At 36.8% G+C, this 12,671-nt stretch carries 15 protein-coding genes; 5 read left to right on the plus strand and 10 right to left on the minus strand.

Going from position 1 to position 12,671, the window contains the following annotated elements; all coding sequences use genetic code 11:
* Positions 1 to 29: 29 nt before the first annotated feature.
* From JS40_RS11140 to JS40_RS11165, 5 genes are all read right to left on the minus strand, one after another.
* A complete protein-coding gene (locus JS40_RS11140) occupies positions 30 to 644 on the minus strand; it encodes a conjugal transfer protein TraK (RefSeq protein WP_034260578.1) in 615 nt (204 codons plus the stop codon).
* Between the two features lie 11 nt (positions 645 to 655).
* On the minus strand, positions 656 to 1,480 hold the full coding sequence (locus JS40_RS11145; RefSeq protein WP_034260580.1) for a hypothetical protein: 825 nt from the start codon (positions 1,478 to 1,480) through the stop codon (positions 656 to 658).
* Positions 1,480 to 2,061, minus strand: a complete 582-nt coding sequence (locus JS40_RS11150) for a hypothetical protein (RefSeq protein WP_034260582.1) — start codon at positions 2,059 to 2,061, stop codon at positions 1,480 to 1,482. Before JS40_RS11150 ends, JS40_RS11145 begins: the two co-directional genes overlap by 1 nt.
* Before the next feature lie 4 nt (positions 2,062 to 2,065).
* Complete coding sequence (locus JS40_RS11155) at positions 2,066 to 4,468, minus strand: TraG family conjugative transposon ATPase (protein WP_034260584.1); 2,403 nt, start codon at positions 4,466 to 4,468, stop codon at positions 2,066 to 2,068.
* Positions 4,469 to 4,741: 273 nt separating this feature from the next.
* Entirely contained in the window at positions 4,742 to 5,029 is a 288-nt protein-coding gene (locus JS40_RS11165) for a hypothetical protein (RefSeq protein ID WP_034260587.1), read from the minus strand.
* A gap of 189 nt (positions 5,030 to 5,218) precedes the next feature.
* Here JS40_RS11165 and JS40_RS11170 point away from each other — a divergent pair, with 189 nt between their 5' ends.
* The 5 genes from JS40_RS11170 (at position 5,219) to JS40_RS15605 (ending at position 8,642) form a co-directional block, all read left to right on the plus strand.
* Complete coding sequence (locus JS40_RS11170) at positions 5,219 to 5,851, plus strand: N-acetylmuramoyl-L-alanine amidase family protein (RefSeq protein WP_034260589.1); 633 nt, start codon at positions 5,219 to 5,221, stop codon at positions 5,849 to 5,851.
* A 234-nt stretch (positions 5,852 to 6,085) separates the two neighbouring features.
* Complete coding sequence (locus tag JS40_RS11175) at positions 6,086 to 6,457, plus strand: ArsR/SmtB family transcription factor (RefSeq protein WP_034260591.1); 372 nt, start codon at positions 6,086 to 6,088, stop codon at positions 6,455 to 6,457.
* Positions 6,458 to 6,467: 10 nt separating this feature from the next.
* On the plus strand, positions 6,468 to 7,076 hold the full coding sequence (gene merTP, locus JS40_RS11180; RefSeq protein ID WP_051957572.1) for a mercuric transport protein MerTP: 609 nt from the start codon (positions 6,468 to 6,470) through the stop codon (positions 7,074 to 7,076).
* A gap of 1 nt (position 7,077) precedes the next feature.
* Entirely contained in the window at positions 7,078 to 8,424 is a 1,347-nt protein-coding gene (locus JS40_RS11185; protein ID WP_034260593.1) for a dihydrolipoyl dehydrogenase family protein, read from the plus strand.
* Positions 8,425 to 8,435: 11 nt separating this feature from the next.
* Positions 8,436 to 8,642 (plus strand): GDCCVxC domain-containing (seleno)protein, encoded by a 207-nt coding sequence (locus tag JS40_RS15605; RefSeq protein ID WP_084677491.1) that lies wholly within the window; start codon positions 8,436 to 8,438, stop codon positions 8,640 to 8,642.
* 21 nt (positions 8,643 to 8,663) lie between these two features.
* Here JS40_RS15605 and JS40_RS11190 read toward each other — a convergent pair whose 3' ends face one another.
* The 5 genes from JS40_RS11190 to JS40_RS11210 all read right to left on the minus strand — a co-directional run bounded on the left by JS40_RS11190 (position 8,664) and on the right by JS40_RS11210 (position 12,463).
* A complete protein-coding gene (locus JS40_RS11190; RefSeq protein WP_034260594.1) occupies positions 8,664 to 9,242 on the minus strand; it encodes an HD domain-containing protein in 579 nt (192 codons plus the stop codon).
* Position 9,243: 1 nt separating this feature from the next.
* Entirely contained in the window at positions 9,244 to 9,999 is a 756-nt protein-coding gene (locus JS40_RS11195; protein WP_034260596.1) for a COG4705 family protein, read from the minus strand.
* 1 nt (position 10,000) lies between these two features.
* Positions 10,001 to 10,753, minus strand: coding sequence for a methyltransferase family protein (locus tag JS40_RS11200; RefSeq protein ID WP_034260598.1), 753 nt, complete (start codon positions 10,751 to 10,753; stop codon positions 10,001 to 10,003).
* A 5-nt stretch (positions 10,754 to 10,758) separates the two neighbouring features.
* A complete protein-coding gene (locus JS40_RS11205; RefSeq protein WP_034260600.1) occupies positions 10,759 to 11,340 on the minus strand; it encodes a phosphatase PAP2 family protein in 582 nt (193 codons plus the stop codon).
* Positions 11,341 to 11,437: 97 nt separating this feature from the next.
* Positions 11,438 to 12,463 carry a helix-turn-helix domain-containing protein gene (locus JS40_RS11210; protein WP_034260602.1) on the minus strand — a complete coding sequence of 342 codons (1,026 nt, stop codon included), beginning with the start codon at positions 12,461 to 12,463 and terminating at the stop codon, positions 11,438 to 11,440.
* Positions 12,464 to 12,671 lie beyond the last annotated feature (208 nt).

Below are 12,671 nucleotides of genomic sequence, written 5' to 3' on the forward strand. Positions count from 1 at the left end.
AGTAAGTGTTTTAAATGCCGATTATCGGCTCAACTTTCATCGTTTAATTTTTTAAGGGTGTTTTCGAAGTAATTCGTAATCAAAAGTCCGTGCGGATTATTGGGAAAGTTCCGGTCCACCATAATCAGGTTTCCGGTGGAAACCAATTCGTAGGTGTCGATGATAGAGCCTCTATTTATTTCAAAAATGGTTGTGGTAGTGAAACTGTACGTACCGTTGCTTTCTGAAATTTTTGAATCAATACTCAATACTTTTTGAACGAGCGAATATTGTAGTAACCGATTATAGACACCATCCGCTTTTTTCTGACGGTATAGATTATCCACGGAACTATTGCCCAACCAAAGCGCCTTTTCCAAATTCCGTTCATAATTACTGGCATCGATGTTATAGAAGTAGTTGTGAAACAATTCCAGATGCGCCAGAGCTTCCACCCTGAAATTCTCTTTTTGGGTAACGAGCTTCAGCGGAATAATACTACCATCGGTATTGATGGCAAATGCGCTATTGAGTGCCTTTTGATTGGTGTTGAATACCATCCAAACTGAAAAGGTGCTGGACAGCAGCGCACAGACAACGACTGCCAAAACGATAAACCGATTTAATTTTAGGACGTTATAAATATTCTTGTAAGGTGTTTTCATTTTGAATTGAATTAGTTGGTAAAGAGTCTGAGCGTAAAGGATGTGGCACGTCTGTACAATTTGAATTTTAAGAAGACAATAAATCCAACAGAACCCAATTGAACGACGGGTGCAAAAAAGCCCTGACCTGTTTCCGTTCCGAATAGGTTGACCCAGAAATTGGTGTTGATTTCCGTATAAATGGCATTTATAAATACATTGACCAAGAAAAAGGCTGGCACGAGCATATAAACGGCAGCGTACAACTTAAAGAAGGTGTAGGCGAGCGAACGAAATTTTTCAAAGACCGCAAGGCTAATGACCAAAGGGAAGAATGCCTGCATTATTCCCAAAAGGAAAAAACGCTCTGCCAAGAATAGCGGATAGATGAACAAATCCAATATCCAGAGAAAAAGGCTAATGATAAATGCAAATATTTTGAAACCGTAAAGGGGTGTTACCAAGGCTTCATATAAAAGCGTCATAGCAGACTTGGCTACCTCAATGACACTAACATCTTCTTCGATAGGAATATCCTGCATTTGTAATGGAAGTAACGCAGGTGCTGTGCCCCTATATTGTCCCTCGATGGCCACCAATATCCCATCAAAGAATCCCAACACCTGCGTTGAAAATATGACCAGTAGGACAATGGCAAAATTCTTGGCCAGTTCGCCCGGACTCAATCCCCAAGTGTAACCGTCTTTATTGGCCACACCCTCGTTATATTTTTTAAGGATATTGACCAGAAAGAACAATACGGCAAGTGTTTTCATTCCGGCAATAGTGTATTGCGAAAAATCACTGGCCTGTATCGTCTGAAAGACGGCATCCACATATTCAAGCCCAAAACTCATTAGTAATTCGTTTCTCGGTTATTTACTTTGTCTTGCATTTTTCTAAAGGAAATAATATCACGATAGCGCTTCGTTTTAGTAGTGATGTTGGAAACCATTTCTTTTGATTCTTGTTCTTTCTGTTTTAACACTTCGGCACGTTCGGCATCAGACATTTTTAGATTATCGCTGGACAAGATTTCACCCATAAAGTCTACCGTGTCCAATGAGTTTTGAACTATAGCATCAAAAGATTGAGCTATACGATTAATTTCCTCGGGCTTTATATATGGCGAGTTCAAAATGTCCTGTAAATCATTCTGCATTACATTAATAAGGCGCTGATTGTTCTGAGCAATTTCCTCAACCGCCCTTAGTTGTTGGACGACGCTCGATACTTTCTCAATAGCTTCTTTGGCATCCTTTAGGAATTTTACGGATTTAATCATTTCTGCCGTCTGTTTACCGGATTCCAAAAGTTGTTTTACCAAACTGATGAAGTTGGTGTTGTCGTAAACCGGCATTCCTTGGGCAGTTGCACGGCTAGACATAAATAGTGTCAAGGCTACTGCCATTACTAAAATTTTAATCTTTGTCTTCATAATATTATGTTTTAGATGTGAATTGAATGATTGCTTTTTGCATATCGTGATGCTCTTCGTAGAGCTTCATTATTTCCTCATTTTCTTTACCGTCGGTCAGATAGGCGGCATACACTTCCTTCGGAACTTCAAGACGGAAGATGTTGCTTTCCCTACCGATTTTGATAAACATTTCGGTGTACTTCCGCGGTCCGGTAAGGTTGTTCTTGATGGACTTTAATTGGTTCAGGTCGTGGCTAGATAGGTTAAGACGTTTGACCAATTCGTCATAACCTTTTTCATTGTTCAGGCTATAAATGACCTGTGTATTTTCGAGTATGCTTGCTGAAGTAGAATTGTTTGGCAGCTGATTGATTGACTGAAGAATAATACCAATTGCACCATTCTGCTTACGGATGGCTTGGTAATAAAATTCGACACTTTCCAGTACATTGTCAAACTTCAGTTGTTTGGCAAACTCATCGAAAAGAATGATGCCTTTTTCAGCACGGTTTTTCCAAATGGTTCTTTGGATAGCTGACTTAATCAGCTTCAACATTACCGACAGAATTTCCTTATTGTCCTTGACTTCATCCAGTTCAAAAACTATCAATCGTTTATCTTCAATTTTATAGGTCTGGTCTTCACTCACTTCAAATAAAAAGCTATATAGACCATCGCCGACATATTCTGACATCACGTGCAAGAAGCTCGTAACATTGAAATAGTCGGGATGGATTTTAAGGGTGCTCAGAAGATCTTTCTGGTTCCTTTCTATAAAGCTGTAGAAACCATCTAAAGAGTGGTTTTCTGAAGTGCTGTCATAATAATGGCGCAATATCTTTTTAACGGAAACCGATTGTGCTTTGGTTACTTTCAAGTCCGATGCAAACAACTCAAAGAGGAAAACCGATAGGTCTTCCAAACGTTCCGGTGTAAGGTCTTTTGCATTACTTATGTAGAATGGATTTATGCCCAGGTTCTTTCCGCTTTCATAGCGCAGTACTGTATATTTTTCTGGGTAGAGTTTAGCAAATTTGGTGTAGGATCCACCAAGGTCGATAATGACCAATCGGACACCACTCTCAAAATATTGGCGCAGAATGTTATTGGCCAAAAACGATTTTCCTTCGCCCGTTGGTGCGAAGATGGCAAAGTTCCGTGCCTTGATGCGCTTCTTGCGCTCATCCCAAACATCCTTTAGGACGGGAATGTTGTGTTCACGGTCATTGAAGATGATTCCTTTCGCATCGGACTTGTAATTCGTATTATTGATAAACAGGCAGAGAGCGTGCTTCAAATCGGTAACGTATAAATCGTTATTTGAGAAATTGGATGAAAAACAGCAGTAGCTGTTCAGAATATAATTCTTCCGTTCCTCGCCTCTTGGATAGTATGGGATGATATCCAGTTCCTTAAATTCGGTTTTAATTTTCGAGGTTATCTTATCAAGCTCTTTGGCATCTTTAGACCAATACACGATGTTCAAGTGCCCGCGAATGATTCGTGCATTATCATCGGCATTGATTTGGTCAAGGATGTGCTGAATCTTCCCAAGGACGACCTTGTTCTGCGACCCGAAGTTTGAACTTTTGTTCAGTTCCTCGACTTTCTTATCCAGCAATTTGCGCCACTTTTGTTTGTCATCGAGATAGAGAATTTGATTGACGATATGGTTCTCGTTAAGCGTAAGCCCCAAACCATCAATAAACCCTTGATGAAACACAAAATCGTCAGAAGTGAATTTCTCATTGGTCTTGCTACTCTGTACACTTTCGCCAAAGCACAGTTCGCTATTGATGGCCAGGGCATCAAAATGGTTTTCGCCAATATTGACACTTTTTTTATCAAGGATGATGTCGGTATCAAAGCCTTCGTTGAAACCATTGAAATAGCCATTCGTAAGTTGCTGAATCTCTTTCGCTCTAAGCGAAATAAATTCCATCTTTCGGCTATTGTTGATGAAGGAAACAGAATCGCTTACCGAGTTGATGAAGCTCTTAACGTTGTCATCCAGTTCTTGCACAATTCCCTTGGAAACCTTCCGGAACGGATTGACATATTTTGAATTATTAAGTGCCTTGTTCTTGGTCAAAATGAAGAACAGATAACACTTATGTTCTATGTGTTCACGACCTTTAAAATGCTCGTATGTTGCTTTTCCCAGAAAGGTTGTAGAAGGAAGTTGTTCTGAAGTATAGGATTTCTTGAGGCAGATATCCTGTTTGTGAACCACAGTCCCAACAGGCAATGATTTCAGAGCCTGAAACCAAGCACCGTGCATATCCTCAAAGTCCTTTTCAGATAAGGAATAGATTTCTGGCAAATTCCCTTCATAACACAAAACGACATTGCCATTATTGGCAAACACGATATTGTCTTGAATATCTGCAATCGGTTGATATATAGAAAGGTTAATCTTGTTCATAGTCGAAACCTGAATTACGCTTGTTACTGATAATTTTAGGGAATGCGTTAGATGTTTGAAATAGCTGAGGGTTATGGGTTATTCTTGTCAATGCCACGTAAAGCCCGGCATTGAAAACCAGTACACCTATAATTATCCCAAAACTGAAAGAAAAAATGATGATTAATAGCGATGCAAGAATGGAAACCATCATTAAGGCAAACAGGGAAATGGGCAGCCCAAAAATGACCGCCCGTTTCCTGATGTTTTTATAGACCTCAAACTTCTTCATCCTTATACAACAATTCCTATGAGGTATGTGAAGATGCCTACTACAGCACCAGCTATTAAAACAAAAACAAGTACTCGGGTAATCCCTTTTTTGAGGTCGGCATTTTCGCCAAAGAAATGCCCTGCATTAAAGAGGAATCCAACAAGGAAAATGACACCGAGTAAAATTGGAAATACGGTGCGGATGGTATCGCCCACATCGTTAACGGAATCTTCAATGCCACCAATTTGAGCAAATAGCGAAGTGGATAAGAGCGAAAGAAAGGATGCTAAATAGAGTGATTTTTTCATAACGTAACAGTTTAAATTTTTGTGTTGTTTTCGTTATGGGAAATTTACATATATTTGAATATAAATATCTGAAAATCAAATATTTGTGAATAAAATATTATTTGATATTGTTTAAATTCCGTTGCTATTATTTGACATCAAATTCTATGGATTTTTGAAGTGAAGTTGTTGATAACCCGAAAATTGAAAATGAAAAAAGTGCTCAAAAACGTCAGTTTTGTCTTTTTGCTTTTGAAAATGTGCCTCATTTTCGGACAGGGAACGAGTGCTCAAAAACGAATTGTAATTGACGTTGGACACGGTGGAAAAGATTCCGGTGCGATAGGTGTAAATGGCATCCAAGAAAAGGATGTTGTACTCAATATTGCAAATGCCATTTTAAAGTTGAATGATGAGTTAGATAAACCTTTGGAAATTTACTTAACCAGGTACACCGATACGCTCATTTTTTTATCGCAAAGGTCGAAGTTGGCCAAAGCTCTAAAAGCCGATTTGTTTGTGTCCTTGCATTCTAATCATTCGGATAATCCAAATGCCAGAGGTGTAGAAGTTTATGTGGCAGGTGTAACATCCAAATATTCTGATGATGCCACTTGGCTTGCATTTCTGCTACAAGCTGCACTCAATAAACAATTAGGATATGAAAGTAGAGGTGTAAAGTTTGCCAACTTTCAAGTGCTTCGGGAAACTATTGATGATTGTACCTCGCTTCTTTTGGAATTGGGGTTTTTGAGTAATGAGGATGAAGGCAAGTATATTTCAGATTTCAATAACATCCAACCTATTGCATTGACCATATTAAAGTCCCTTCAAAAACATTAGAATTATGAAAGAACTATTTTTAGAGTTAACAAAGAGCTTAAAGGATATTGTGTTACAATTCATCTCAGAAGTGATACTGCTATATAAATCGTTCAGAAGTTAAATCATTAAAGCATAGCATCAGCTGTTATAGTTGATACAATTAAACTCAAAGCTACAATTGAAGAAGATTTATATTTAAGTATTTGCTTAAATACGTAATTAATTATACCTTTGTTCGTCTAAATAGTTATTATGAAAATGGAAATTTCTTGTACGAGAGCTGAAGCTGACCATAAACAGTTACTAAACTGCAAAACTGTCATTGATGGTATGACCAATGATTTTAGTGAAATAACAAAACTACTGTCCATTTCAGGTAATGAGGTACGTTTAAAAATTCTATTCCTCTTAAATATGGAAAAAGAACTGTGCCCTTGTGATTTATCCGACATTTTAGGTATGAGTGTTCCCGCGGTTTCACAGCATATACGAAAAATGAAAGATGCAGATATTATAAGCTCAAGGCGAGAAGGGCAAACCTTATACTATTCATTGAACGAGGATGAGACGGATATTCTGGATAGTATTTTTAAGTCAATTAAATTAAAAAGAAAAACAGCATAAATTTTTAATAATGAGTACCGTAAAAACATCGAAAAATGCAGCTTATACAGGTTTGTTTGCTGCTGTAGCTGCATCATCTTGTTGCATACCACCAGTTATTGCATTAATAGCTGGCGTTGGGGGAAGTGCATCCGCTTTATCTTGGATGGAACCCTTTAGACCCTATTTAATTGGCATCGCTGTCATAGCAATTGGTTATGCGTGGTATGATTATCTAAAACCGAAAAAAGCAGAGGATTGTTGTGAAGTAGATGCAAAGCCAAAGTGGTTTCAAACTAAAGGTTTTTTAATTGGTATTACGCTATTTGCGGCTATATCCATAAGTTTTCCATATTACTCTCACATCTTTTATCCGGATAACAGGAAAGAAGTGGTTATAGTCAATCAATCCAATATCCATACGGTAAATTTTGATATTAAAGGGATGACTTGTGCAGGTTGCGAAGAGCACGTCAACCACGAAGTAAATAAACTCAACGGAATTGTAGCCTCAAAAGTGTCCTACGAAAAGGGGAATGCCATTATTGAATTTGACCAAACCAAAACGAATGAAAAGGAAATCGAGAAAGCAATTAACTCAACAGGCTATAAAGTAACCGACAAAAAACAAATCAATTAGTATGAAAGAATACGATGTATTCATTATTGGTTCGGGAATGGCAGGAATGACCATCGCCAATAAATGTGCCTCAAAAGGCCTGACAGTCGGAATAACCGATGAATTACCCTACGGTGGCACTTGTGCTTTGAGAGGTTGCGACCCAAAAAAAGTGATTATAGGCGCTACGGAAGTACGGGATTTTGCGAAAAGACTTAAAGGCAATGGCATTGATACCATACCTAAAGTTAATTGGAAGGACATAATGGCCTTTAAACAGTCCTTTGTGGATGCAATGCCACCGAAAATTGAAAAAGGATATGAAAAGAATGGCATAGATACCTTTCATAGTTCAGCAAAATTTCTAACAGATAACACATTAGAAGTTGGAAACGAAAAAGTGAAGGCCAACAAAATTGTAATCGCATCGGGTTCCAAGCCAAGGGTTTTAGAATTCGAAGGCGGCCATTTTGCCAAATCCAGTACCGATTTCTTGAATTTAGAAGAATTGCCAAAATCGTTATTATTCATCGGTGGCGGCTATATCGCCTTTGAGTTTGCGCACATTGCAGCTCGATGTGGTGCAGAAGTTACTATTGTTCATCGTGGGGAAAATCCCTTGGAAAATTTTGAACAGGATATTGTAAAATATCTTGTTTCAGCCACAGAAGAGTTGGGCATAAAACTTATTCTTAATACGGATGTTACAGCTATTGAGAGAGTGGATGGCCAGTATCGTGTAGAGGGTAAATCCACAGAGAAAACAGAGTTTTTTGAAGCTGAAGCGGTTTTTAATTCTGCTGGACGACCACCTGCAATATTTGATTTGGATTTGGACAAAGCCAACATAGCTTATACCAAAAAAGGCGTTACCGTTAACGAATATCTTCAAAGTACTTCAAATCCCAATGTTTATTCAGCGGGCGATGCGACAGATTCAGAAGGTTTGCCATTAACGCCGGTTGCTGTTTTGGAAGGTCATACGGTTGCCTCAAATATCATCCAGGGCAATTATAAAGAAGCAAGTTATCCACCTATGCCAACGGTAGTTTTTACTTTGCCTGCTATGGCATCTGTTGGTTATACTGAATCGAGAGCCAAAGAGCTAAATTACAATATTCGAGTAAATTTTAAGGAAGTTGGCAGTTGGTTTAATGCCAAAAGATTGAATGTAAAAGAATATGCATTCAAAACTATCATTGAGGAAGAAACTCAAACAATTTTGGGTGCGCATCTAATCGGACCACATACAGAAGAAACAATCAATCTTTTTGCAATGGCCATAAAAACAAAGATGAAAGTCAATGAGATTAGAACAATGATTTTCTCATATCCAACATTGGCTTCTGACATACCACATATGCTTTAATCAAAAATTGAATGGAAACTATATTAAAATCTGAAATTACCTGCCCCAACTGCGGAAATAAGAAAGTAGAAGATATGCCTACAAATGCCTGTCAATTTTTCTACGAGTGTGAGAACTGTAAAGAGGTACTAAAACCAAACGAAGGGGATTGTTGCGTTTATTGCTCTTATGGCTCTGTACCTTGTCCACCAATCCAAGAAAACAAAAACTGTTGTTAAGTAAACAAAGTTTAAATAAACTTATTTAAGATAAGTTAAATTCTGTTTTTTTTGATTTTCAAAGGCAGTTTTTGCTGCTTCAGTATAAAAATGATGTTCATTTAAAAATTTTACATTCAATTTTATCCATTCATCATCTGTGAATGTCATATCCAGAAAAGTTTCCCATTCTTCACGTAGCAACCGGTTTCTTTCTAAAAAGGTAGTCATTCCCAAATGGCTTAAATCTGCGTCGTTCAATATTTCTTCTAATAAATTTGTTGGCTCTCTTCCCATTTCCGTTGAAAGGATAGTATTTTCCACTATCTTGATTTTCTCTTCTGGAAAATTCTGTTTTTGCAAAAATTCTCTTGCAATTGTACAACTTAACTTTTCGTGACCTATTGTTATTTCGATGTTGCCGACATCGTGAAAATAAGCGGCTATCACTACCATTTCTCTTTCCACGTCTGTCAGGTTCGATTTTTTTGCAAGGAAATTTGCATTATGAGCGACTTCTGCTGTATGCCGATAGTTATGGAATTGTAAAGAGCGACACCTTCCGTTTTTTAAAAGTTGTTTGCAGTGTTTTTCTGTCTTAATTATTAATTCAGTGTTCATTCTATACCAACTTCTTTTTATGACTGTAAAAAATCAATATGCCCAATAGTGCAACACTCACTGCCGTTGCGGGAATTGTTCCCAAATCCAAACCGCCTTCAGCCGTCGTCTTTGTAAGCAAATCGCCAAATGTTGCGCCGAATGGCCTCGTGAAAATAAACGCAATCCAAAACAAAATGATATGGCTTATTTTGGTGGTGTAATGCAACAAAACAACAATTACAATAACACCTGCGGTTACCATTGCACCTTGCAAATAACTCAAGCCTACGTTATCACTTAAAAAATCGCCAAAGGCTGTGCCCAAGCTGTTAGAGAATAAAATTGCAATCCAATAAAACAGTTCCACTTTTTTATTGAAAATGGGATATACTTCAATTTTTCCAATGGTGCTTTTCCATATCCAAAGAGTGTTTATCAATAGTGTTATCAAAATCAATGATCCTGCGAGATAGCCTAAATGCAATGTCCTATCCATAAAATCCGATATTTCAGTACCTACAGTTGTAGTGCCGACAATGACCAACCAAAATAACAGTGGATTGTACTTTTTAGCCTTTAATTGTATCGCTAATACCAACAGAAAAAATACAGCGGTAATGGCAAGACCAATCGCATATCCTAATTGTAGCGTATGTGCCAAAAGGTCGCCCAATGTTTCGCCCAATGTAGTCGCGATAATTTTCATTATCCAAAAGAGTAATGTAATCTTTGCGACTTTGTTTAAACCCTCTGAGATAATTTTTGCCTTTTTCATTTTAGCGGTTTGTTTCGTCTAACAATTTTCGTTTTTTCATTACTTTCAAAATCAGATAAATCACGGTTGTGGTAATTGCACTATAAAACCAAAATTCAGTTTCAAATTCAAAAGGTTCTTTTTCAACCAAATCGCCCACCAAATCGAAAATCCAAAAAAGTAGAAATATTGCGCAAAGCCCATTCTTTTCCTTTTTGAGCACTTTTTTAATACTAAAAGCATATTTTGGTTTTGTATAATTTTTGAGAGACGGTATAAATGCTGGAACATTCTCTGCCCAATCTAAATACGTTTGACCAAATTTATTCCGTAGAAAATTTTCTTCGGCATACATTATACGCTCATAATAAAAAGCATAGAAGAAAATGAAAGCAACCGTAAACCAAGCATTTTCAGTAAGCATTGCAACACCGAGCCACATAAAAAAGTTTCCGACATATAATGGATGCCTTACTATTGAATAGATCCCTGTGGTATTCAACTCATCGGCTAATTGTCCACCTTTTGTATTTCTTCCCGATGTATTTTTAGGTGTATGTCCAACTGTAAAAATTCTGATTGCAAGACCGAGCAAGCTTACGCCAAGACAGATATACTCGAAACTTTCGGACAACCAGGTTTCAGGTGTTTCAATCTCATAATATTCGGTGTAGATATATACCGATAGTCCAATTCCTAAAATGATTAAAGGCAGATAACTTCTGTTTTTAAATAGAAAATCGCCCTGTGCTTTTAATTCTTCTTGTAATGCCATTTTTGTTAAAATTTAAATTTGAAACCTACCATATGATTGCCTTTAAAGTTGGAATAGGTCAATTCCATATGCTCTTGTTGATATTCTGTAGTGAATATTAAATTGCTTCCAAGACCGATTGCAGCACCTGCAATTACATCCAGTATATCGTGTTTGTTGCTATCGATGCGGCTTGCAGCAGTAAAACCAGCCAGTGCATAAGATGGCAGGGCATACTTGAAGCCATATCGTCTATGCACATATCCTGCACTATGAAAAACAGTTGAAGTATGTCCAGATGGAAAAGCGTTGTCATTGCTCATATCCGGTCGCTGTTTGTTGATGGAATATTTTAGGCCATAGGTTACACCTACGGTAAGCAATAGGCTTTTAGTAAACTGCCAAGCCCCTTTTTCATCGCCAATTATAAAACTTGTTCCTAAAGTTGCGGCAGGCAATGCAAATAAGATGACATCACCAATTTTTTGGGTTGTACCAATTTCGGGTTTTGTTTCGCTTGTATCTTGAGCTTGTATTTGAAATGTTACAAGGCTAAAGAATAAGCTAAAAAAGAGTAATAATGTTTTTTTGAAAAATGCTATTTCCATCTGCGTACTTTGTATTGTTATCCAAAGAACGCACGAGATTTGATGTAGATTTTAACAGAGTAGTGCAGAACAATTAATCTGTACAAAATAGGTAAATTTAGGAAAGGCTATTTTTGAATTGAGTAGGTGTTAAACCCTTATGTTTCTTGAAGGTTGCGTTAAATGAGGACTTGGAATTAAATCCAACGTCCGTAGCAATACCAAGAAGTGTAAAATGATTATTTTGGTCGTTTTTAAGTCGATTTACGAATTCTTCTACACGATATTCATTCACGAAATCTTGAAAACTTTTATTCATATGTTCATTCAATACTTCCGAAATATATTGGCGTGGAATATTTAATTTATCTGAAACATCGACAATTGATAATTTGTTATTGAGATACAATTTATCCGTTTCCATTGAGCGAACTAAGTCCGCTTTGTATTGTTCAATTAGTTTCGGGTTAAGGTTGGAATTTTTGTATTTGCCAATTTCAACATTTGGTAGAACATCTTTACCCTTACTTAACAATTTGAAGGCTATAAAATAAAACAAAAAGGCAACGACCAATAGAAGATATGTGTTGAAATTCTGGTCGTTAAGAAAAGGTAATTCAACTGTCATAAAAACATTCAGTAATTCATCCAAGGATGACAAAGCAAATATCAATGCTATCGGAATCGCAAAATAGATTATCCAATGTTTCGTTCTCGTAGTCAGGATTGAATAGATTATCAATGTCAAATACGCCACAAATGTTAACTCTATAATGCTTTCAAATATTTCAACAATGGAATTTTCTTCAACCATCCATATTTCGAGCGCTTCAATAAAGAAATAAATGATATTTGGCAAAAAGAAAAGGTAATCAAGCTTGGCGAATTTTTCTTTCCCATTTTTGTAGTATCGGAAAAACAGGAATAGGAATGTTACAAATAGCGAACTATCAAACAAAAACCAGTCTGCATCTTGAACAAATAGGTTATTGTCATCATCGCCTGCCACATACAGTAGCACTGAAATCAAACTTCCAAAGAGCAACCAAAACGTAGTTTTCTTGTATTCTTTACGATTGATAAACAATACCGTAAGGACAAAAACACCTTGTATTAAGGCAATTATTTGCAGTGTTTTTAACATTAAAAAAATAATTATCTGGCAAGATATTAAAATTTGCGACTACGGTTGCCGTTTTCAAGCTGCTTATATTTCCAACGTAAAAAAACAATTTTTATTAAAACTTTATATAGATATATACAATTGGTTAGGAAATTGTAATTACATAAAAAACATTTTTGATAAAGGCAATTAACATAAATATTATAATATCTCTGCTCTAAAAGAGGAC

The sequence above is a fragment of the Altibacter lentus genome (assembly GCF_000746845.1).
Classification (GTDB): Bacteria; Bacteroidota; Bacteroidia; order Flavobacteriales; family Flavobacteriaceae; genus Altibacter; species Altibacter lentus.

Excerpts from the sequence above, each read along its gene's own strand:
- JS40_RS11210 (WP_034260602.1), bottom strand. The coding sequence starts at position 12,463 with ATGTTAAAAACACTGCAAATAATTGCCTTAATACAAGGTGTTTTTGTC.
- JS40_RS11155 (WP_034260584.1), bottom strand. The coding sequence starts at position 4,468 with ATGAACAAGATTAACCTTTCTATATATCAACCGATTGCAGATATTCAA.
- JS40_RS15605 (WP_084677491.1), top strand. The coding sequence starts at position 8,436 with ATGGAAACTATATTAAAATCTGAAATTACCTGCCCCAACTGCGGAAAT.
- JS40_RS11170 (WP_034260589.1), top strand. The coding sequence starts at position 5,219 with ATGAAAAAAGTGCTCAAAAACGTCAGTTTTGTCTTTTTGCTTTTGAAA.
- JS40_RS11205 (WP_034260600.1), bottom strand. The coding sequence starts at position 11,340 with ATGGAAATAGCATTTTTCAAAAAAACATTATTACTCTTTTTTAGCTTA.
- merTP (WP_051957572.1), top strand. The coding sequence starts at position 6,468 with ATGAGTACCGTAAAAACATCGAAAAATGCAGCTTATACAGGTTTGTTT.
- JS40_RS11200 (WP_034260598.1), bottom strand. The coding sequence starts at position 10,753 with ATGGCATTACAAGAAGAATTAAAAGCACAGGGCGATTTTCTATTTAAA.
- JS40_RS11195 (WP_034260596.1), bottom strand. The coding sequence starts at position 9,999 with ATGAAAAAGGCAAAAATTATCTCAGAGGGTTTAAACAAAGTCGCAAAG.
- JS40_RS11140 (WP_034260578.1), bottom strand. The coding sequence starts at position 644 with ATGAAAACACCTTACAAGAATATTTATAACGTCCTAAAATTAAATCGG.
- JS40_RS11190 (WP_034260594.1), bottom strand. The coding sequence starts at position 9,242 with ATGAACACTGAATTAATAATTAAGACAGAAAAACACTGCAAACAACTT.
- JS40_RS11175 (WP_034260591.1), top strand. The coding sequence starts at position 6,086 with ATGAAAATGGAAATTTCTTGTACGAGAGCTGAAGCTGACCATAAACAG.
- JS40_RS11165 (WP_034260587.1), bottom strand. The coding sequence starts at position 5,029 with ATGAAAAAATCACTCTATTTAGCATCCTTTCTTTCGCTCTTATCCACT.
- JS40_RS11185 (WP_034260593.1), top strand. The coding sequence starts at position 7,078 with ATGAAAGAATACGATGTATTCATTATTGGTTCGGGAATGGCAGGAATG.
- JS40_RS11150 (WP_034260582.1), bottom strand. The coding sequence starts at position 2,061 with ATGAAGACAAAGATTAAAATTTTAGTAATGGCAGTAGCCTTGACACTA.
- JS40_RS11145 (WP_034260580.1), bottom strand. The coding sequence starts at position 1,480 with ATGAGTTTTGGGCTTGAATATGTGGATGCCGTCTTTCAGACGATACAG.